At 54.2% G+C, this 19,090-nt stretch carries 17 protein-coding genes and 2 tRNA genes; 4 read left to right on the plus strand and 15 right to left on the minus strand.

Annotation, left to right across the window (positions count from 1 at the left end):
- Nucleotides 1-2 precede the first annotated feature (2 nt).
- Both aceE and ampD read right to left on the minus strand, forming a co-directional pair.
- A complete protein-coding gene (gene aceE, locus ACT3TJ_RS02650; protein WP_193056869.1) occupies nt 3-2,675 on the minus strand; it encodes a pyruvate dehydrogenase (acetyl-transferring), homodimeric type in 2,673 nt (890 codons plus the stop codon).
- Nucleotides 2,676-3,057: 382 nt separating this feature from the next.
- Nucleotides 3,058-3,642 (minus strand): 1,6-anhydro-N-acetylmuramyl-L-alanine amidase AmpD, encoded by a 585-nt coding sequence (gene ampD, locus ACT3TJ_RS02655; protein ID WP_193056887.1) that lies wholly within the window; start codon nt 3,640-3,642, stop codon nt 3,058-3,060.
- Between the two features lie 107 nt (nt 3,643-3,749).
- On the opposite strand from ampD, the gene nadC reads away from it, so the two are divergent.
- The gene (gene nadC, locus ACT3TJ_RS02660; protein ID WP_193056867.1) at nt 3,750-4,604 is read left to right on the plus strand and encodes a carboxylating nicotinate-nucleotide diphosphorylase; all 855 of its coding nucleotides are present in this window, start codon (nt 3,750-3,752) and stop codon (nt 4,602-4,604) included.
- 31 nt (nt 4,605-4,635) lie between these two features.
- Here nadC and ACT3TJ_RS02665 read toward each other — a convergent pair whose 3' ends face one another.
- Entirely contained in the window at nt 4,636-5,166 is a 531-nt protein-coding gene (locus ACT3TJ_RS02665) for a GNAT family N-acetyltransferase (RefSeq protein WP_193056866.1), read from the minus strand.
- A 100-nt stretch (nt 5,167-5,266) separates the two neighbouring features.
- On the opposite strand from ACT3TJ_RS02665, the gene tsaA reads away from it, so the two are divergent.
- Nucleotides 5,267-5,998 carry a tRNA (N6-threonylcarbamoyladenosine(37)-N6)-methyltransferase TrmO gene (tsaA, locus tag ACT3TJ_RS02670; protein ID WP_193056864.1) on the plus strand — a complete coding sequence of 244 codons (732 nt, stop codon included), beginning with the start codon at nt 5,267-5,269 and terminating at the stop codon, nt 5,996-5,998.
- A 9-nt stretch (nt 5,999-6,007) separates the two neighbouring features.
- Here the strand turns inward: tsaA and purC are convergent, their stop codons facing one another.
- From purC to dapA, 3 genes are all read right to left on the minus strand, one after another.
- Nucleotides 6,008-6,724, minus strand: coding sequence for a phosphoribosylaminoimidazolesuccinocarboxamide synthase (gene purC, locus ACT3TJ_RS02675; protein WP_172117407.1), 717 nt, complete (start codon nt 6,722-6,724; stop codon nt 6,008-6,010).
- A 30-nt stretch (nt 6,725-6,754) separates the two neighbouring features.
- Complete coding sequence (gene bamC / locus ACT3TJ_RS02680; RefSeq protein ID WP_193056862.1) at nt 6,755-7,738, minus strand: outer membrane protein assembly factor BamC; 984 nt, start codon at nt 7,736-7,738, stop codon at nt 6,755-6,757.
- 95 nt (nt 7,739-7,833) lie between these two features.
- Complete coding sequence (gene dapA / locus ACT3TJ_RS02685) at nt 7,834-8,718, minus strand: 4-hydroxy-tetrahydrodipicolinate synthase (RefSeq protein ID WP_172117405.1); 885 nt, start codon at nt 8,716-8,718, stop codon at nt 7,834-7,836.
- A gap of 251 nt (nt 8,719-8,969) precedes the next feature.
- Here dapA and ACT3TJ_RS02690 point away from each other — a divergent pair, with 251 nt between their 5' ends.
- Nucleotides 8,970-9,446, plus strand: a complete 477-nt coding sequence (locus ACT3TJ_RS02690; protein ID WP_193053283.1) for a peroxiredoxin — start codon at nt 8,970-8,972, stop codon at nt 9,444-9,446.
- 106 nt (nt 9,447-9,552) lie between these two features.
- Here ACT3TJ_RS02690 and ACT3TJ_RS02695 read toward each other — a convergent pair whose 3' ends face one another.
- Both ACT3TJ_RS02695 and ACT3TJ_RS02700 read right to left on the minus strand, forming a co-directional pair.
- Nucleotides 9,553-10,650 carry an AI-2E family transporter gene (locus ACT3TJ_RS02695; protein WP_441677243.1) on the minus strand — a complete coding sequence of 366 codons (1,098 nt, stop codon included), beginning with the start codon at nt 10,648-10,650 and terminating at the stop codon, nt 9,553-9,555.
- A complete protein-coding gene (locus ACT3TJ_RS02700) occupies nt 10,650-10,910 on the minus strand; it encodes a sulfurtransferase TusA family protein (protein WP_172117402.1) in 261 nt (86 codons plus the stop codon). The genes ACT3TJ_RS02695 and ACT3TJ_RS02700 overlap by 1 nt, the downstream gene beginning before the upstream one ends.
- A 155-nt stretch (nt 10,911-11,065) precedes the next feature.
- On the opposite strand from ACT3TJ_RS02700, the gene ACT3TJ_RS02705 reads away from it, so the two are divergent.
- Entirely contained in the window at nt 11,066-12,526 is a 1,461-nt protein-coding gene (locus ACT3TJ_RS02705; RefSeq protein WP_444621502.1) for a M48 family metalloprotease, read from the plus strand.
- A gap of 92 nt (nt 12,527-12,618) precedes the next feature.
- Here the strand turns inward: ACT3TJ_RS02705 and nadA are convergent, their stop codons facing one another.
- From nadA to ACT3TJ_RS02740, 7 genes are all read right to left on the minus strand, one after another.
- The gene (gene nadA / locus ACT3TJ_RS02710; protein ID WP_444621501.1) at nt 12,619-13,650 is read right to left on the minus strand and encodes a quinolinate synthase NadA; all 1,032 of its coding nucleotides are present in this window, start codon (nt 13,648-13,650) and stop codon (nt 12,619-12,621) included.
- Between the two features lie 320 nt (nt 13,651-13,970).
- A tRNA-Lys gene (locus ACT3TJ_RS02715) sits at nt 13,971-14,046 on the minus strand.
- 52 nt (nt 14,047-14,098) lie between these two features.
- Nucleotides 14,099-14,174 (minus strand) — tRNA-Lys (locus ACT3TJ_RS02720).
- 270 nt (nt 14,175-14,444) lie between these two features.
- On the minus strand, nt 14,445-15,311 hold the full coding sequence (gene rluB / locus ACT3TJ_RS02725; protein ID WP_087105950.1) for a 23S rRNA pseudouridine(2605) synthase RluB: 867 nt from the start codon (nt 15,309-15,311) through the stop codon (nt 14,445-14,447).
- Complete coding sequence (gene scpB, locus ACT3TJ_RS02730; protein ID WP_441677250.1) at nt 15,298-16,110, minus strand: SMC-Scp complex subunit ScpB; 813 nt, start codon at nt 16,108-16,110, stop codon at nt 15,298-15,300. Before scpB ends, rluB begins: the two co-directional genes overlap by 14 nt.
- Nucleotides 16,107-17,021 (minus strand): segregation and condensation protein A, encoded by a 915-nt coding sequence (locus tag ACT3TJ_RS02735; protein WP_441677326.1) that lies wholly within the window; start codon nt 17,019-17,021, stop codon nt 16,107-16,109. Before ACT3TJ_RS02735 ends, scpB begins: the two co-directional genes overlap by 4 nt.
- 280 nt (nt 17,022-17,301) lie before the next feature.
- Nucleotides 17,302-19,062 (minus strand): DEAD/DEAH box helicase, encoded by a 1,761-nt coding sequence (locus ACT3TJ_RS02740; RefSeq protein WP_193056856.1) that lies wholly within the window; start codon nt 19,060-19,062, stop codon nt 17,302-17,304.
- Nucleotides 19,063-19,090: the final 28 nt, after the last annotated feature.

The following is a 19,090-nucleotide window of genomic DNA, read 5'->3' on the forward strand; positions in this document are numbered from 1 at the left end:
GTTTAGCTGGTCAGCGGGTTCGGCTTGTTAGCGTCGATGCCATATTTGTTCATGGCTTCGCCAACCTGCTTACGTTCAATCTCGCCACGCTCAGCCAGTGCACGCAGGGCCGCTACAACAACGAAGTAGCGATCCACCTCGAAGAAGTAACGCAGCTTCTTACGCGTGTCCGAACGACCATAGCCATCGGTACCCAGAACAGTATAGTCGCCTGGTACCCATGCACGGACCTGATCCGCATAGAGCTTCATGTAATCCGTCGAAGCAATGACCGGACCGTCACGGCCTTCCAGACATTTCGTCACGTGCGGCTTATTGGCCTCAGCGTCCGGATTCAGGAAGGATTCACGCTCAAGCAGCAGCGCTTCACGACGCAGTTCGTTAAAGCTGGTCACGCTCCAGATATCAGCGCCAACACCCCAGTCTTTTTCGAGCAGCTCAGCGGCGGCTTCCACTTCACGCAGAATGGTGCCAGACCCCATCAGCTGAACGCGGCCCTTGTCGCCCTTCGTCTCACGCAGCAGGTACATGCCTTTGACGATATCGTCGACCGGTACGTTTTCAAGCTCCGGATGCTCATAGTTCTCGTTCATCACGGTCAGGTAGTAGAAGCAGTTCTCTTTATCAGTGAACATGCGCTTCAAACCATCCTGAACGATGACAGCGACTTCGTGACCGTACGTGGGGTCGTAGCTACGGCAGTTAGGAATGGTCGACGCCTGGATTAAGCTGTGGCCATCCTGGTGCTGCAAACCTTCGCCATTAAGCGTCGTACGCCCGGCGGTACCACCGACCATAAAGCCACGTGCCTGCAGGTCACCTGCGGCCCAGGCCAAGTCGCCAATGCGCTGGAAGCCAAACATCGAGTAGTAGATGTAGAACGGCAACAGCGTCAGGTGGTTATTGCTGTAAGACGTGGCAGCCGCCATCCACGCGGACATCGCGCCGGCTTCCGTAATACCTTCTTCGAGAACCTGACCTTTCTGGTCCTCGCGGTAGTACATGATTTGGCCTTTATCCATCGGCTCATACTTCTGGCCTTCGGCGGTATAAATGCCGAGCTGACGGAACATACCTTCCATACCGAAGGTACGCGCTTCATCAGGGATAATCGGAACGACCAGCTTGCCAAGCTTCTTGTCTTTAACCAAGCCATTGAGCACGCGCACAAAGGACATGGTGGTCGATACTTCACGACCTTTTGAACCGGCCATTTGCGTGGCGAAGGTTTTGTCTTCAAGCGTGGGGATTTCCAACGCTTCAAAATCGCTTTTGCGGCTAGGCAGATAGCCGTTTAAGCGCTCGCGTTGCAGGTGCATATACTTAAGCTCGGGCGAATCATCTTCCGGCTTGTAGTAAGGCACTTCCTTGAGCTGCTCATCGGAAAGCGGAATACCGAAGCGATCGCGGAAGGTCCGCAGTGCTTCATACTCCATGCTTTTCACCTGGTGCGCTTCGTTGGCTGCTTCGCCATCGCCGCTACCCATACCGTAACCTTTTACCGTATGCGCCAGGATAACCGTCGGCTTACCGTTAGTGGAGTTAACGGCTTCATGGTAGGCCGCATAGACCTTGAACGGGTCGTGGCCACCGCGATTGAGCTTCCAGATATCATCATCGGAAAGATCTTTAACCATTTCTTCGGTTTCAGGATACTTACCAAAGAAGTGCTCACGGGTGTAAGAGCCGCCGTTAGCCTTGTAGTTCTGGTACTCACCGTCGACCGCTTCATCCATACGTTTTTGAAGGACGCCTTTACTATCCTTCTCAAACAACGGATCCCAGTGACGCCCCCAAACGACTTTAATTACGTTCCAACCGGCACCGCGGAAAACGCCTTCAAACTCGTCCATAACGCGAGAGTTACCGCGCACAGGGCCGTCCAGACGCTGCAAGTTACAGTTGATAACGAAGATCAGATTATCCAGGTTCTCACGACCTGCCAGTGAGATGGCACCCAGGGATTCCGGCTCATCACACTCGCCATCGCCCATGAAACACCAGATCTTGCGATCGTACATGTCTTTCATTTCACGATGATGCAGGTACTTCATCACGTGGGCCTGGTAGATCGCCTGGATTGGGCCAAGGCCCATGGAGACGGTCGGGAACTGCCAGTAATCCGGCATCAGCCAAGGGTGCGGATACGATGACAAGCCATCGCCATCTACTTCCTGACGGAATCTATCCATCTGATCTTCAGACAGACGACCTTCCAGGAAGGAGCGTGCGTAAATGCCCGGTGCTACGTGACCCTGGATGTAGATCAGGTCTCCAGCGAAGTCATCTTTAGGCGCACGGAAGAAGTGGTTAAAGCCCACATCATAAAGGGTTGCCGATGACATAAAGCTGGCAATGTGGCCGCCAAGCCCGGGGTTGGCCCGGTTATTACGAATGACCTGGGCGATCGCGTTGTAGCGAATCAAGGAGCGAATGCGCCGCTCCATGAACAGATCACCAGGCATCCGCGCTTCACGATGCAGCGGAATCGTGTTGCGGTGCGGGGTTGTCACCGAGAAGGGCACCTTCATCCCGTCCCGGCGCAATCGATCCGCCAGGCGGGTCATCAGGTAACGGGCGCGATCTTCGCCCTCACGATCCAGCACCGATTCCAGGGATTCCAGCCACTCCGTGGTTTCGACCGGATCGAGATCTTCTCTTGTCTCCAGACTCATAGAGGTCTCTCCGAATGACGATAAATGACATGAGCCCCGCCAACCCGTACGGGTTTGGGGCAGCTGCGGTGATTGATGGCCACCGCAGAAAAGCATTTGCGCGGTAACGCTAATGTTTTTTTAGCTCTATATTCAACGAGCTACAGACCACTGAATGTAGTAAAGCTACATAAATGTCGTAAAAGTTAGCCTTTTGTATATAGGAAGATACCGCAAAGTCGCCACGCTGCCAATTCCGGAGTAGTGGAAAAGCGTATCGAAAACAAACTATTGCACTGCAACATAGACGCTTCGACGGTGCTTCCTATTACCCTTTATGCGTAGGCAGTGTAGCTAAACTACCGTTTTATTTTCTTGTCGTTGAACAACTTAATCGCTCTTTTTAAAGCGTATCAAGGTGGATTTTCGCCAAACACTGGTAAAAGTAGGCCCAATCAAAGGCGGGCCCTGGGTCCGTTTTACGCAGCGGCGCGATATGCGCATGACCCGTCATTCGTGATGCATCAAGCGCTGGGTAGCGAACCATTAACCACTGAGTGACTTCTGCCAGCGCGTGGTACTGCGCCTTGGTAAAGGGCGTTATGTCATCACCTTCCAACTCAATGCCCAGTGAAATGTCATTCAATGCCTGCCGCCACTGCATGGCGTGGCTATCCCACCAGCGTGAACGCCCAGCGTGCCAGGCGCGCTGATCCGTATTCACGAACTGCACGCACTCACCATCACGCCGGATAAGCAGGTGCGCTGAAACGCGTAAATGGGCAATCTCGGCAAAAAAAGGGTGCTGGTCCGTTGCCAGTTGATTAGTGAACAGCGTCTCTATCGCATCACCACTAAATTGCCCAGGAGGTAAACTGATCGCATGCAGTACCAATAACGATACTTCATCAGTAGGTCGCGCATCATAATTGGGCGAGTCAACCCTGCGCGCCCTGCCCCACCAGCCGTCGTGTGTCTGGTCATTAATCACCCACAAAGTCTCCTTTACGTCGCGCTCTTTTCACTGCTCTCATTAGCGGCCCTCTTTTACTATAATGCCGGTCTCATTTGATCATGCCCAGAGAGCTCACCGCCATGAATAACCAAAATGCGCTAGCTGAAGAGATCAGCACCTGCGTGACTCGCCTGCTTAACGAAGATATAGGCTCAGGCGATATTACTGCCCAGCTAATTCCCGAGGACCAGTGGGCAACAGCGACGGTGATTACCCGTGAGTCTGCGGTGCTGTGTGGGACTGCGTGGGTCGATGAAATTTTTCAGCAGTTGGATGCGCGCGTCACGCTTCGCTGGCTAGCCGCTGACGGTGACTTGCTGGATGAAGGCCAAGGCTTTTTGGAACTGGAAGGCCCGGCACGTAGTTTGTTAACCGGGGAGCGCGCGGCGCTCAACATGTTACAAACGCTGTCTGCCACGGCAACCGCAACGCGCCGCTACGTCAACTTGATTGAGGGTACCGGCGTTCGCCTGCTCGATACCCGCAAAACGCTTCCCGGCCTGCGTTTGGCGCAAAAATACGCCGTTACGTGCGGCGGAGGCCACAATCATCGAATAGGTCTTTGGGATGCATTCTTAATCAAGGAGAACCACATTTCGGCATGCGGCGGCATCAAGGCCGCGGTGAGTCAGGCAAGGGCACTTGCCAAGGATGTGCCGGTAGAGGTGGAAGTAGAGACCTTTGAAGAGCTTGACCAGGCATTGGCGGCCGGGGCTGACATCATCATGCTGGATAATTTCGCACTTGAAGATTTGTACGTAGCAGTCGAACTGAACGGCGGGCGCGCCACGCTTGAGGCCTCAGGCAATGTCGATGCGGCTACGCTCAAAGCGATTGCCGATACGGGGATCGACTGTATTTCCAGCGGCGCGCTGACCAAAGATATCCAGTCCATTGATCTCTCCATGCGAATTACCCGCAGCTATAGCGTATAGCCAGGGGTCAGCTTCAGAGTTAGTCTCAAGCTCAGGTTTCAATCGCACTCAGGCGCTTTTCCATCCGATAACGCTGAAGTGACTCACCGCTTCGTTCAACCCACTGCTCGCCCAGGTTTTCCCAGCCTCGGCGCAGCAGGCGGTCATAAAGCATCAGGCTCGCCTCAATCTCGATGCGATCAACTCCCCGCTCCAACAGCATACGCTCAGCATGAATCAACAGTGTGGTGCCAATACCACGCCCGGTCAGCGAGGGCCACACATACAGCGTTTCGATACGCCCTTCCTTCACATCAAGCTCAAGGAAGCCCACACAGCGCCCGTCGCACACCGCCACCAGTGTGGTGTAAAGCGCGTGGCGAACCGCCCAGGCGCTGGCTTCACGGGGCAGCGCATTGGCCCAGGCGCGCCGCTGGCTAAGCTCATAGTGGCTGGCTGCGCCTTGCATGACCGCATGGTAAAACACTTCTGCCTGGTCGGCGGCGTCGCGCGCTAAAGCAGCGCGGTAGGTCACCCTCGCCGCCGGGGCTTTTGGCGCAGAAAGCTCCTCGGTCGTTGGCATGCATCACCTCTAAGCAGTTATCGAAATGGGGATCAAGCATTCGGCGTATAACGTCAGCCTGCTTTATACTTGGCCGCCTATCTCAGCATAAGGCAGTAGCATGCACAATGCCCCTGAAAGTGCGTCCTTTACGCTGACGCCTATCGGTTACGTTGTTAGCGACTACCCGGACAAGTTTGGCATACCCCGCCAACCGGGCCTGGCGCAGGCGGCCAACGCCAGTCTCGTGCTAACGGCACCCTATAACGACCCCTTAACGGTGCGTGGACTGGAGGATTTTAGCCATCTTTGGGTGTCATTTATTTTTCATCAAAGCCCAGAGCGTTGGACGCCATTAGTACGCCCACCACGGCTTGGGGGCAACCGCAAGGTAGGTGTATTTGCCAGCCGCAGTACCCACCGACCTAATCGGCTGGGCCTCTCGCTGGTAACGCTGGCCGGTATCGAAACTCACCAAGGGGTTCGTTTAAGACTCGAAGGCTGCGATTTGGTGAGCGGCACCCCGGTGGTCGATATCAAGCCCTACCTGCCCTGGGCCGAAGCACGCCCTGAAGCTGTCGCCGGTTTTGCACCGCAAGCCCCCGTGTTGCTGCCCGTCACGTTCAGCCACGATGCGCTGGATACCTTGGCACGCCGCGTTGATAGCGCAAGCTTGTATGCCTTGATCGAGCAAGTGCTTGGGCAAGACCCACGCCCCGCTTACAAGCAAAGCGAGGAGCCTGGGCGTGTCTATGGCGTTAGGCTGAGCGATGTCGATGTGAAGTTTCGAGCCCTACACAACGACGAAGCCACCACGTTAGAAGTGGTGGCTATCGACATCATGACTGGCTAGTACGGGCGATCAGGCAGGAAAGGTGATTCCCAGACGCCGACCTACTTCTTCGTAGGCTTCGATCACGCCGCCCAGGCCTTGGCGGAAGCGGTCTTTATCCAGCTTCTCTCGGGTATTGGCATCCCACAGGCGGCAGCCATCCGGAGAGAACTCATCGCCCAGCACCACTTCGCCTTTGAACACGCCAAACTCAAGCTTGTAGTCCACCAGCAGCATATCGCCTTCGGCAAACAGTTGCTTTAACACGTGGTTAACCTTGAAGGTCAGCGTTTTCATCTTGGCCAGCTGCTCGGGCGTTGCCCAACCAAAGGTTTCTGCCAACGACTCGTTGATCATCGGGTCGCCTTTTTCGTCGTTCTTCAAGAACAGCTCAAAGGTAGGCGGCGTAAGTGCAACACCTTCTTCAACGCCCAGGCGTTTTACCAGCCCACCCGCAGCGATGTTGCGTACCACGCACTCGACCGGAATCATCTGCATTTTCTTAACAAGGCTCTCGGTATCGGAGAGTTGTTTTTCAAAATGCGTAGGGATACCGGCCTCTTGCAAACGCTCCATAATAAATGCGTTGAAGACGTTATTGACCATCCCTTTACGGGCCAGCGCTTCTTTCTTCTTACCATCAAAAGCGCTGGTGTCATCACGAAACTGCAGCACCAGCAGATCCGGATCATCGGTGTGATATACAGATTTTGCCTTACCGGCATAAAGTTCTTGGCGCTTTTCCATGACAGCTCCGAAAGGGATCAAATAAACAGATTAACGTAAATAGCCAGCAACACGTTCTAACAGCTCACGCTGGTCATCGGCATTAAACTCACGCTCACTGGCATTCACCGCGCGTAAAATGGTCTGATTGCCATCGGGCTGCAGCACAATACGTATTTCCTGGGGCATCTTGCGCACATCGGCACTAAATACAATTTGCAGCGGGTTGCGACCACGCTCAGTCTCGGTCATGTATTCCACCAGAAATTCATGACGCTCCGGGCTGGTAGCGAGCAGATTACGCTGACCTTGTAGGGTGAAATCCAACGCGAGATAGTGATTGAGTTCAGCCCAAACACGATCAATCGGCTGGGGAATGACAGCTTCCCACTCATCACCCTGCTGACGAAGCTGTAGCGTTTGCTGGGTATTCAAGCGCTGGGCATTCCAGGAGGAAGCCACGCTCTGTGACGCACTACGCGCCCCCAGAAACTCTTCCAAGGCGTCGAGGCAGCTCGTCATGGTCTGGCCACCACGCTCACAGCGCACTTCACTGCTGCCAGAACGCATGGCACTTTGCAGACGTAAATCGGCCTGCGACGTTACGATAACGCCCTGCGACGCATCGCTTTGCTCCACACCTAGTTGACGGCTACGCGCAAAGGACTCCAACTGCGGCCAGACGGCGCCCGTATCGGCCGCCACCACTAGCCAGCTTTGGCTACCTGCTTCCCGGCGTTCCACGTATTCGGGCTCTAGACCACTGCCAATCGATAACGACTGAGGAGCGCGTATTTCCGCAGCTTCTTCGATGCGGGCACCCTGCATGGCTGCTTGAGGAACGGGCAGTGCATCCTGATAGCGCTGCGCATTGCGGGTCTCTGGCAGCACCAGAGGGGGCGCCGGAGCGGCTTCTGTATAATCCAGGTTACGGTCGTGGTAATAACCATCGCGCGCGCAACCTGCCAGAGCGACAGCCGTTACGAGTGCCAGCGGTATCCATTTAAGCGCACGTTTTTCAAGCACAAAGCTCATCAAGCCACCTTAACAGTCAACAAATCAGTTAACCGGCAGCACATCACTGTGCTCCCGGTAACAAAGGGTATCGCGCTGGGTGTAATGAAAGAGCATTACTCCTCAATCACGCCCGCTAGCTGCAGCGCTTCACTGACAGTGGCGTGGTACTTCTCGGATAACCATGTCAGTGGCAAACGAATACCTGCATCCATATACCCCATCCGGTTAAGCGCCCATTTTACCGGTATAGGATTGGATTCAATGCCCAGATTAGTATGCAACGGCATTAAACGGGTATTAATTTGATGCGCTTTATCTGCATCGCCAGCGACAGCGGCCGCACATAGCTCATGCATTGCCTTAGGGGCAACGTTCGCCGTCACCGAAATATCACCATGCCCACCCATCAGCATAAACTCGCAGGCCGTCGCGTCATCACCGGAATACAGCATAAAGTCACTGCCCTTTAAGCGCGAAATTAGATCTTCTGCGCGCTCAAGGTTTCCAGTGGCATCTTTCAAACCGATGATGTTATCAACGCCTGCCAAGCGTACAACCGTTTCATTGTACAGGTCAGAGCAGGTACGCCCCGGCACGTTATACATGATAACCGGTAGTTTGCTGCCTTCTGCCACCGCCTTAAAGTGCTGGTACAAGCCTTCCTGAGTCGGCTTATTATAATAGGGGCAAACGGACAAACAGTAATCAGCCCCTACTTCACTGGCGTACCGAGCAAGCTCAACGGCTTCAGACGTCGCATTAGCACCCGTACCGGCGATCACCGGAATGCGTCCGTTGACCTCCTCCACCACACTGCGGATCACGTCAAAGTGCTCTGCAAACGTCATGGTCGTGGGCTCGCCAGTGGTGCCTGCGGCAACGATGCCGTCTGTTCCGTTATCAAGGTGGAAGTTCACCAGACGACGAAGCGCCTCCCAGTCGATGTCGCCATTGACTTTCATCGGCGTCGCCAGGGCGACGATGCTGCCTGTGATCATCCGTTTATTCCTCATCTACAAAATTATGAGACCAAGCCCAACATAGACATCCAGACAAGGCGCCGAACCACTCTTTTACGCATCATGGCGACTGCCCGTTTGGGCCTACAGAGGGTAAATGGTACTCAGGCGATTCGAGCCTGTACAGCGCAAACCGCTGTGAGTTTGTGATGCACACCTATCATGCCTTTGACATGCTGCCTCAGGTTGCGTGTAATCACCCTATAAGTCGTCAACGATTAGGAGTCTGCATGCATATCGAATTAGGCCAACCTGTCCCCGATTTTTCTGCAAGTGCGACGGGCGATACGACAATCACACTGTCGGAACTACGTGGCAAACAGGTCGTTATCTATTTTTATCCCAAGGCCAGCACACCCGGCTGCACCACCGAAGGCGGCGATTTCCGCGACCATAAAAAAGCGTTCGATAACGCCAATACGGTTATTTTAGGGGTGTCTCGGGACGGTTTGCGTGCCCAGGAAAATTTTAAAGCCAAGCAGGATTTTAACTTCCCGCTCATTTCCGACAAGGATGAAACTGTCTGTACGATATTTGATGTTATTAAACTGAAAAAAATGTACGGCAAGGAGCACCTGGGCATTGAGCGCAGTACTTTCTTAATAGATGCAGCAGGCAACCTTGCCAACGAATGGCGTGGCGTTAAAGTGCCAGGCCACGTAGAGGAAGTGCTGGCTGCCGCGGAAGCACTACACGCGAGTCGTTAATAAAAACGCCCGCCCGGTGTCGTCACCGAGCGGGCGTTAACTGTTCAAAAGACTCAGCGTGTTAAACCAAGGGCATTGTTAACCCTCGGGCAGCGGCCGTGCGGTCTTATGACTCCGCCTGGATAATACCCTCTTCCCCATTCTGCTCACGAACACCCCGCGGCCAAGCGTAGACCAACGCTTTTAGCAGTGTGGCCAACGGAATGGCGAAAAACACGCCCCAGAAGCCCCAAATACCGCCAAAGAAAAGCACCGCGACAATAATGGAAACGGGATGAATATTATTGGTTTCAGAAAACAGCACTGGCGACAGAACGTTTCCATCCAGTGCCTGAATCACGCCATAGGCAACCAGCACATAAATAAACTGATCGCTTAATCCAAAATGAAAACCTGCTACCGCCATGACCGGCAGTGTAGCCACCGCAGCGCCGATAAAAGGCACCAGCACCGAAAAGCCCACCAGAACGGCCAGCAGCGCTGTATACGGCAAGCCAAAAAAGGTAAAGGTGCCAAACGCTACCGTACCCACAATGATGATTTCGATGAACTTGCCCCGAATATAGTTCGCAATCTGATGATCCATTTCCTGCCAGATGCGCGTTAACAGCGCACGTTTTTGTGGCAACAGCGAAACCGCGAACCCAACCAGCGCCTCGCGGTCCTTCAGCATAAAGAAGACCAGAATGGGCACAAGGACGAGGTAAATAATCAGCGACATGACATTACCCAAAGAGGCCAAGGAGAGCGTCAGCGCACGCTGGCCTAGCTGGCTAATTTCACGGCTTGCTACACCGATCCAGCTCTGCATTTGATCAGGCGTAACCAGGTTTGGGTAGCGCGCCTGCATCTCATCCAACCACCCCTGGCCGCTGGCAAACATGCGCGGCGTTTCATGTACAAACCCTACCAACTGATTCCAAATCAGCGGCATTAAAATGAACGCAAGGGTTAGCAAAGCACTGATAAAGGCTAGAAAAATAAGAGTAACGGCTAAAAGATGAGGCATCCCTCTTCGCGTTAAAGCGCTCACCACCCCTTGCAGCAGAAAAGCCAGAACCAGCGCGGTAAAAAACGGCGCCAGCATGTGGCCAAACAAGATAATGGCCGTAAAGCCAGCCACCAATACCAGCAATAAGACGAGCGCTTCTTCATCAGAAAAATAGCGTTCAACCCAGCTTTTAAGAATAGTACGCATGGTCATTAGTGTGCGTCTCCCGCCTTACGTATCCAAAAAAAGTACGTGCCTTCATGCTGCTCTCGCGCCGCCATCTCATGATTGCCTTGATCAGTAAACGACGCTATATCGCGCCATGAGCCTGCATCAGTGGCACGCACTTCAAGCAACTGCCCAGCCGCCAAACCGGCTAACGCCTGTTTAGTCTTGAGTAACGGCATCGGACACGGCAGCCCACACGCATCAAGCACCACGTCTGGATGAAAACGTACGAATGATTCAGACATACCTGCTCCCTAAAAATGCCTGCATGATCTCGCCATTGTTGCATAAACTGTTTACGTTGCGATGATCACTGTTCACTTGATTTAACGGCACTTTACAGCATCAATCAATGTCACAGCGGTAACCGCTGCGCTTTACCCTTATCAATGAGGATGCCATGCCGCACATACGGACTGCTTATCCCCGCGGGCTCTGCGCGCTAATTGTTGCTTGCAGCATTAGCGTCTCAAGCCCGCCAAGCTACGCACTTAATGACTATCATCTGCCCACGCTTGGCGGTCCCTCGTCATCAGCCAGCAGTGAAGAGTTCCGTTTGGGCCGAGCATGGCTACGTCAGTTCCGGGCCCAGGCGCCTCAATGGCAAGACCCTATCGTAAGCGATTACCTGGAAAGCCTTGTGGCGCGCCTGCTGCCATACAGCCAATTGGGAGACCTGCAAACGACGATGGTGATGGTCGATAACCGATCACTCAATGCCTTTGCCGTTCCCGGTGGCGTGGTGGGAATCAATTCCGGGCTTTTTGCCTTTGCTGAAGATGAAGGTGCTTTTGTCTCGGTGATTGCTCATGAGCTTGGCCACTTATCACAGCGTCACTACGCCCGAGGTAGCGCGCGAGCAGAACAGACACAACTTCCTGCCATGGCAGCCATGCTAGCGGGCATGCTGGTAGCGGCCAGCGGAGGTGGCGAAGCGGGCCTTGCCGCCGCCATGGGCTCACAGGCCGCCCTAATCCAGGACCAGCTCAGCTACTCAAGACGTTTTGAGCAAGAGGCTGACCGTATCGGCTTACAGGCGATGGCCGATGCTGGCTACGACCCTCATGCCATGGTCCGCATGTTTTCTGCCATGCAACGCTTGGCGCGACTACAAGGCGGCAACCCGCCTGAGTTTCTATTGACCCACCCAGTTTCAGATAGCCGCTTAAGCGATGCACAAGGGCGTGCCTCGCAGCTCAGTGTGGCCAGCACCTATACCAGCAATACGCTTTACGACATGATGCGCGCTCGCGCCCTATTGAGCATTTACCAAAACTCCCCGCAACAAGCCGCTTCCCGCCTTGCCCAGGATGACGCAGAAGAGCCGGCACGACGCTTTCTAGAGGCATTAATAACTGCACGTAATGGTCAAACGGATCAAGCCTTACAAATGCTCGATCAACTGGCCACTGAGCTACCGGATTACGGCATGCTGCCTGCGTCTGCGGCAAGCGTCGCGCTGGATGCCCAACGCTATGATGAAGCCATTACCCGAAGCCAGCGCCTTTTGAGGCTGATGCCATCTTATCTGCCCGCCCAACTGATTTTGGCAGAGGCACAACTGCAGCGAGACCCAGAAGCCGCTTATCAGCTCCTGCGTAACATAACAGCGCAAAACCCTGAATATCCTCCTGGCTTTAACCTGCTAGCTGAAGCCGCTGGGCGAAGCGGGCACAACGGTTGGGGGCATTTGGCGCGCGCCGAGCATTTACAGCTGACAGGGCGAGTCGACCGAGGCATTCAGCAACTCTCACTGGCTCGCAACGCGGCCGAGCAAGAGAACGACCAGCAAGCGCTTGCACGTATTGAACAGCGCCGAGAAGCCTTTATTGAATACCGTAAAGCGCTGGATGACTTTTAACGACGTAACGCTTTGAAATGAATGACATGCATAAAGCTCTTGGCCTGCGAAGGGCCAGGAGCCTGATGGACTGATCACAGCGTGAAGCTGTTCTATTTAGCGTTGAAATTCAGCATACGCTCAAGCGGCTTTAGCGCTTTCTGGCGTAGCGACTCATCAACATGAATTTCCCCACTGCCGTAGCGCAGCGCATCCGCCAGATTATCCAGTGCATTCATGGCCATCCACGGGCAGTGTGCGCAGCTTCGGCAGGTAGCGCCATTACCGGCTGTCGGTGCTTCAAACAATGTCTTGCCCGGCACCGCTTGCTGCATCTTAAAGAAAATGCCGCGATCTGTTGCCACGATAAGCTGGTTATTGGGCAGTGTTTGAGCGGCCTTGATTAACTGGGACGTCGACCCCGCCACATCCGCCATGTTGACCACCGAGTCCGGCGATTCAGGATGCACCAGCACCGCCGCATCAGGATAAAGGCGTTTTAAGTCCTCAATACCTTTCGCCTTGAACTCTTCATGCACAATACAGGCGCCGTCCCACATCAGCATATCAGCGCCGGTTTTTTTCTGGATATATCCCCCCAGATGCTTATCCGGTGCCCAAAGGATTTTTTCACCTTTTGCCTGCAGGTGCTCAATCACGTCAACGGCAATGGATGACGTCACTACCCAGTCAGCACGCGCTTTGACAGCAGCCGACGTATTGGCATACACCACCACGGTACGGTCAGGGTTCGCATCGCAAAAGGCGCTGAACGCATCTACCGGGCAGCCAATATCCAGCGAACAGGTTGCCTCCAGCGTGGGCATCAATACGCGTTTTTCAGGCGAAAGTATTTTGGCTGTTTCCCCCATAAAACGCACACCTGCCACAATCAACGTAGTAGCATCATGCCGAGCGCCAAAGCGCGCCATTTCAAGGGAGTCTGCCACGCAGCCACCGGTTTCTTCCGCTAACTGCTGGATAGCGTCATCGGTGTAGTAGTGCGCGACCAAGACGGCATTGTGCGTGTGCAGCAGTTGCTTTATCTCTTCGACACGCGCTTGGTCTTCTGCGGGAATACGAGTAGGGCAATACGGGCTAGGGAGCGGAGCATCAAGCTCAGCTTGAGAAGTCATAATAGTCATCGTGTCTACCACTGTGACGAACAGGGAATCCCCCTGTTAAACACTAGTCGCGACCTGTGTCATCCACACATGCCGCTCGCGATTGCAACAGGCCGCTGCGTCTCTCGCGGTGACCTACTGCGCTACTAACTATTTCTCTAAACTATTTCTCTAAACTGTTTTCTCTTAACAGCTTTCTCTAATGAACTTTTCTTAATCACATTGCATGCAGCCATTGTGGTGGCAAATTGTTGTCTTCTGCAAGTGGTATATTGCGCGGCTGTGCACATCAGGCACACAGCAAAACGCCCCTGGCAGCAAGCTACCAAGGGTGTTGAATTTGGTGGGTCGTGTAGGATTCGAACCTACGACCAATTGATTAAAAGTCAACTGCTCTACCAACTGAGCTAACGACCCAAATTTTTGCTTACCGTACTGACATAGCGGTATGTCTAATTACGCTGTTCGATGGTGGGTCGTGTAGGATTCGAACCTACGACCAATTGATTAAAAGTCAACTGCTCTACCAACTGAGCTAACGACCCCTTCGAACGGATGCATATAGTACAGACCATGATCAGCCATGGCAAGAAGTTTTTAACTTTTTCCCGCACTGCACCCACAGGATTAGCCTTTGATCCCGCAGTGTAATTAAAGCGGGTTTCATGGCCCATGCGAGTCTCTACCGCCACGATCATGCCTGGTACAACAACGATCGTTTTAAGGTACCCAGATACTTAAAAGCCAGCCATCAAGCGATTGATGGCTGGCCAGTGCGAACCAATTTTCCACCCCTGGTTTGGGTAGTTATAAAATTAGCGGCGTTTAGGCTTGCGCATTGTCTGTACCGGACGACGCTTATTTTTGTCGCGGCTCCAACGGTTCTTCTCGTCAGGCGTCAGCTCAGGCACCTTACGTGCTTCAAGGTTAGCGATCGTGGCGAGATCATCGACTTCGTCTTGCGAAAGCTCGACCCACTCTCCCGCTTTAGCACGCTTATCAATAAAAATGTTGCCGTAACGCACACGCTTCAGGCGGCTAACCGTTAGCTCTTGAGACTCCCACAGGCGGCGCACCTCGCGGTTACGTCCCTCAAGAATGACGACGTGGAACCAGGTGTTGATACCTTCACCACCAAACTCTTGCACATCGGTAAAGCGAGCAGGGCCATCTTCCAGCATAACGCCATCCACCATCGCTACGATGTGTTCGCGCTTTACTTCGCCCATTACGCGCACGGCGTATTCACGCTCAACCTGGGTTGAGGGGTGCATTAACCGGTTGGCAAGCTCGCCATCGGTCGTGAAAAGCAGCAGACCGCTGGTATTGATATCCAGTCGGCCAATGGCAATCCAGCGCTCGCCTTTTAGCCGTGGCAAACGCTCAAATACGGTACGACGGCCTTCCGGGTCTTTACGGGTGCACAGCTCGCCTTCTGGCTTGTTGTACATGATGACGCGACGCGGCGCTTCGTTCTCGGGTCGCAGTGTAACGGGGCGGTCATCGAAACTTACTTTATCGCGAATTTCAACGCGGTCACCCAACTTGGCGACCTGGCTGTTGACCTTTACTCGGCCATCAGAAATAGCGGTTTCCATTTCGCGCCGCGAACCCAGCCCCGCTCGGGCAAGCACTTTCTGGAGTTTTTCACTAACGGGAGGGGTGTTGTTACTCTGAGTCATGATCGTCTGACCTCATATCATTGGTCTGCGTGCGTGCGCTGTCATCATGTGAGCGCTGCGCACGTGCCGCAAGTCGAGCTTCTAAATCAGCAAAACTTAGCGGCTGGGTTAACGCCGTCTCGGCGTGGTCGTCGGCTCTCTCAGCCGTCTTGGGTGGCGCATCCTGCACGCTTTCTGGCGCTTCGTCCAGTGTTTCTTTGGGCTTCTCTTCCTCACTCTCTTCTTCGAGGAGAGCCTCTTGTGAAGCCGGTAACTCAGCCTCTTCCCTCTTCTCCCAATTAACCAATTCATGCATGGGGGGAAGTGCATCCAGTGTTTTCAGGCCAAAATCGTCCAGAAAGCTTCGTGTAGTGGCGTAGACGGCTGGCCGCCCGGGCACATCGCGGTGGCCAACAACACGAACCCATCCACGCTCCATTAAGGTGCGCATGATCGAACTGCTCACGCTGACCCCGCGTACTTCTTCGATATCACCACGGGTGACAGGCTGCCGATAGGCAATCAACGACAGCGTTTCAAGCAGCGCACGCGAATATCGCTGGGGGCGTTCGTCCCAGAGGCGTGACACCCAATGCGCAAGGCGTGGCTGAATACGCAGCTGAAACCCTGATGCGGTTTCCACTAACTCTAACGCGCCCTCTTTATGGCGCAGAGCAAGGCGCGCTAATGCGTCACGCAACTCTCGTCTCGGCGGGCACTCATCGTCGATAAATAACGTTTCGAGCCGCTCGACATCCAACGGTTCGCCTGCGGCGAGCAGCGCGGCTTCTATAATGTTGTCTAAGGTGGTGTCCTTCATGGTGCCTCCTCATCAGGCTCAAAGGCAGGCTCTTCAAAGGCGCCGTCTGCTTCCTCAACAGCAAGCGTTTCAAAAGCGGCTTCTTCATCCACTATCGCGCCGCTGCGCGCCCGTACATGGATAGGAGAAAGTGGTGCGTTCTGGACAATTTCGATCATTGCCTCTTTCGCTAGCTCCAAAATAGCCATAAAGGTGACGACCACGCCTGCCCGCCCCTCTTCCATGGTAAACAGGGCTTCAAAAGGTGTGTAGCGTTGGTGTGCGCTGTCTTCGCTGAGCTGCTCCATGATCTTGAGCATACGCTCACGGGTAGACAGTACCTCACGGCTAATCTGATGGGACTGCGTTAATTCGGCACGTTTAAGGATATCGGAAAGAGCACTCAGCAGTTCGTCCAGTTCTACATCCGGGTGAATCACCCGCGACTCAAGCGGGGGTAAACCAGCCTGTACGCTAAACCAATCACGCCCTACGCGAGGCAATGTATCCAGCGTTTCAGCAGCGGCTTTTAAACGCTCATACTCTTGCAGGCGACGAATCAGCTCTGCCCGGGGGTCCTCTTCACCTTCGCCCTCCGCTTTGGGCGGCCGAGGCAGTAGCGAGCGCGATTTAATTTCCGCCAACATCGCGGCCATCAGCAAGTACTCACCGGCAAGCTCGATCTCCATCGCCTGCATCAGCTCTACGTACTCAATGTACTGGTGGGTAATCGCGGCCACGTTGATCGTCAAGATGTCTAAATTTTGCCGACGAATAAGGTAAAGCAAGAGATCCAGCGGTCCTTCAAAGGTTTCCAAAAAAACGCGCAGCGCCTCGGGAGGAATATACAAATCCTCCGGCAGTTGAGTAATGGGCTCATCGAACAGCCGCCCAAGCACCTCGACGATTGGCTCTTGTGCCAACGTAGCCATGCGTTCAGGATCAGCGGTGGCGTTGTGTGTGTCGCTCACTCAGTCGGTATCTCTTGGTCAGTGGGCATTAGGCTCTGTCTGAAAAGTGTCTGCGCTCGACAATACGGCGTTAAAAATTGGCTCGTGCGCGAGTCCGATCAAAATACTCATTTACACATGTAAACTCCGTTTTTTCGCCAATTTTTGCCTTGTCTTGTCTTCGCTCGTCGACTTTTCAGACAGCCCCTAGAAGGCAGTGTAACAAAGTCGGCACCTGACGTTGCGCCTGGCGCACGGTGCGTTAGCCTGCTTCGGCAGCTTTACGATAGCGTCCTTCGTAGTCGAAGAGCTTGTCGCGAATCTGGAAATGTCGGCCCACCTTGCGCCCGACCACAAAATCCGGATAGCGCAAGCGGCGCTGCTCGCTAATAACGTCCTCTGGCTTGAGGGGTTGCCAGGGCGTACCCGGAGCGCGCAAATGCCGACGCAAAAAGGCGGCATAAAAGGCGCGGCGCTGGGCGGGGGTTTCCAAAGCAAACCACTCAGAGAGTGTTGTGCCATCCTCATCGTAATAGGTCACTTTCAGACGCGGCAGACCACGGCCATTAAGGGTTGCGTCCAATTGCATGCCACTTACCCGTAATACTCGGGCATCTTTTAATTTGAGTGCATCTTTAAGCTTGTCATCAGCATCCACCAGCAGCTGTTCGCAGCCGTGGCAGCGACGCGCCGCAATATCATTCTCAGCGCCACAGTTATCGCACACCTTGAAGCGAAAGCGAAAATCACACTGGTGGCGCTTGCCTTTATCATCTTCAAGCAGCCCTTGGCAGCGGCGCCCAAAATGCTCAATGACCAGTTCGCCGTCGCGCTTGCCCCAAAACAGATTAGCGTGGCCGCAGGCCGGGCATTCAACCTGCACCGGCTCATTGTCGCCCGGCGGTTTTGGCTCGCCCACTTCTGGTGCGTAAAGGTCCCAGGGGTTGCCCGCGTAATCCAAAATAAGGCAATCCTGCTTACCTGGCGAGAGTCGAAGCCCCCGGCCCGCAATCTGCTGATAAAGGCTGACCGACTCCGTAGGCCGAAGCATCGCTATCAAATCTACATGCGGCGCATCAAAGCCGGTCGTCAGTACCGAGACATTCACCAGGTATTTAAGCTCACGCGCCTTAAAGGCATCAATCAGCTTAGTACGCTCCACCGACGGGGTCGCTCCGGTAATCAGCGCTGCCTGGTCGGCAGGCAAATACCCCATGATCTCTTCAGCGTGGGCGACAGTTGCTGCAAATATCATCACCCCATGCCGCTCAGTGGCACGCTCAACAATCTGACTGATAATCATGGGGGTGGCGCGATTGCCTGCCACGACGAGATTTAGCTCCGCTTCACGGTAATGGCCGTTTTCTGCCGACGCCAGCATGGAAAAATCATACCCTTCAATCGCCATATCCAGGCGTTTGGGTTCGGCAAGATAGCCTTGCTTGACCATCAAGCGCAGCGGCTGTTCGAACACGCAGTCACGAAAAAAGCTTGCGTCACTGCCGCGCACCATGCCGTGGTAATGACGATGGTAGATAAACCCTTGGCCTAGCCGGTAAGGCGTCGCGGTCAGCCCTAACACTTTCAACTTCGCGTTTTGTGCCCGCAGGTGATCAATCACTTGGCGGTAGCTTGCGTCTTTATCAAGCGACACCCGGTGGCACTCATCAATGACCAGCAGAGTGAAGCCTTCGTCATTGAACGCCTCCAGATTACGCACTACCGACTGCACCGAGCCAAACACGACCTGGCGCGACGCTTCCTTGCGCTTTAAACCCGCGCTGAAAATATCGGCTTTAAGCCCATAGGCCTGGTACTTGGCGTGATTCTGCTCCACCAGCTCGCGTACATGCGCCAATACCAATACGCGACCTCTCGCCAAGCGGGCCAGTTCGGCAATCACCAACGACTTCCCGCTTCCCGTAGGTAATACCACCACCGCGGGTTCGCTGGACGCACGAAAATGCGTAATAACACGTTTCACCGCGTCCGTTTGGTAAGGGCGTAAAGCAGGTGGCGGCATATAACTCCAACAGCCAGAAAATTACTTT

This window comes from Halomonas sp. AOP30-A1-24 (assembly GCF_052378165.1).
GTDB classification, from domain to species: Bacteria; Pseudomonadota; Gammaproteobacteria; order Pseudomonadales; family Halomonadaceae; genus Vreelandella; species Vreelandella citrativorans.

Coding starts and splice junctions, on each gene's coding strand:
- nadC (WP_193056867.1), top strand. CDS start 3,750: ATGAATAACCAAAATGCGCTAGCTGAAGAGATCAGCACCTGCGTGACT.
- ACT3TJ_RS02690 (WP_193053283.1), top strand. CDS start 8,970: ATGCATATCGAATTAGGCCAACCTGTCCCCGATTTTTCTGCAAGTGCG.
- dapA (WP_172117405.1), bottom strand. CDS start 8,718: ATGATCACAGGCAGCATCGTCGCCCTGGCGACGCCGATGAAAGTCAAT.
- ACT3TJ_RS02705 (WP_444621502.1), top strand. CDS start 11,066: ATGCCGCACATACGGACTGCTTATCCCCGCGGGCTCTGCGCGCTAATT.
- ACT3TJ_RS02700 (WP_172117402.1), bottom strand. CDS start 10,910: ATGTCTGAATCATTCGTACGTTTTCATCCAGACGTGGTGCTTGATGCG.
- ACT3TJ_RS02695 (WP_441677243.1), bottom strand. CDS start 10,650: ATGACCATGCGTACTATTCTTAAAAGCTGGGTTGAACGCTATTTTTCT.
- nadA (WP_444621501.1), bottom strand. CDS start 13,650: ATGACTATTATGACTTCTCAAGCTGAGCTTGATGCTCCGCTCCCTAGC.
- bamC (WP_193056862.1), bottom strand. CDS start 7,738: ATGAGCTTTGTGCTTGAAAAACGTGCGCTTAAATGGATACCGCTGGCA.
- ACT3TJ_RS02735 (WP_441677326.1), bottom strand. CDS start 17,021: ATGGCTACGTTGGCACAAGAGCCAATCGTCGAGGTGCTTGGGCGGCTG.
- tsaA (WP_193056864.1), top strand. CDS start 5,267: ATGCACAATGCCCCTGAAAGTGCGTCCTTTACGCTGACGCCTATCGGT.
- purC (WP_172117407.1), bottom strand. CDS start 6,724: ATGGAAAAGCGCCAAGAACTTTATGCCGGTAAGGCAAAATCTGTATAT.
- ACT3TJ_RS02665 (WP_193056866.1), bottom strand. CDS start 5,166: ATGCCAACGACCGAGGAGCTTTCTGCGCCAAAAGCCCCGGCGGCGAGG.
- rluB (WP_087105950.1), bottom strand. CDS start 15,311: ATGACTCAGAGTAACAACACCCCTCCCGTTAGTGAAAAACTCCAGAAA.
- scpB (WP_441677250.1), bottom strand. CDS start 16,110: ATGAAGGACACCACCTTAGACAACATTATAGAAGCCGCGCTGCTCGCC.
- aceE (WP_193056869.1), bottom strand. CDS start 2,675: ATGAGTCTGGAGACAAGAGAAGATCTCGATCCGGTCGAAACCACGGAG.
- ACT3TJ_RS02740 (WP_193056856.1), bottom strand. CDS start 19,062: ATGCCGCCACCTGCTTTACGCCCTTACCAAACGGACGCGGTGAAACGT.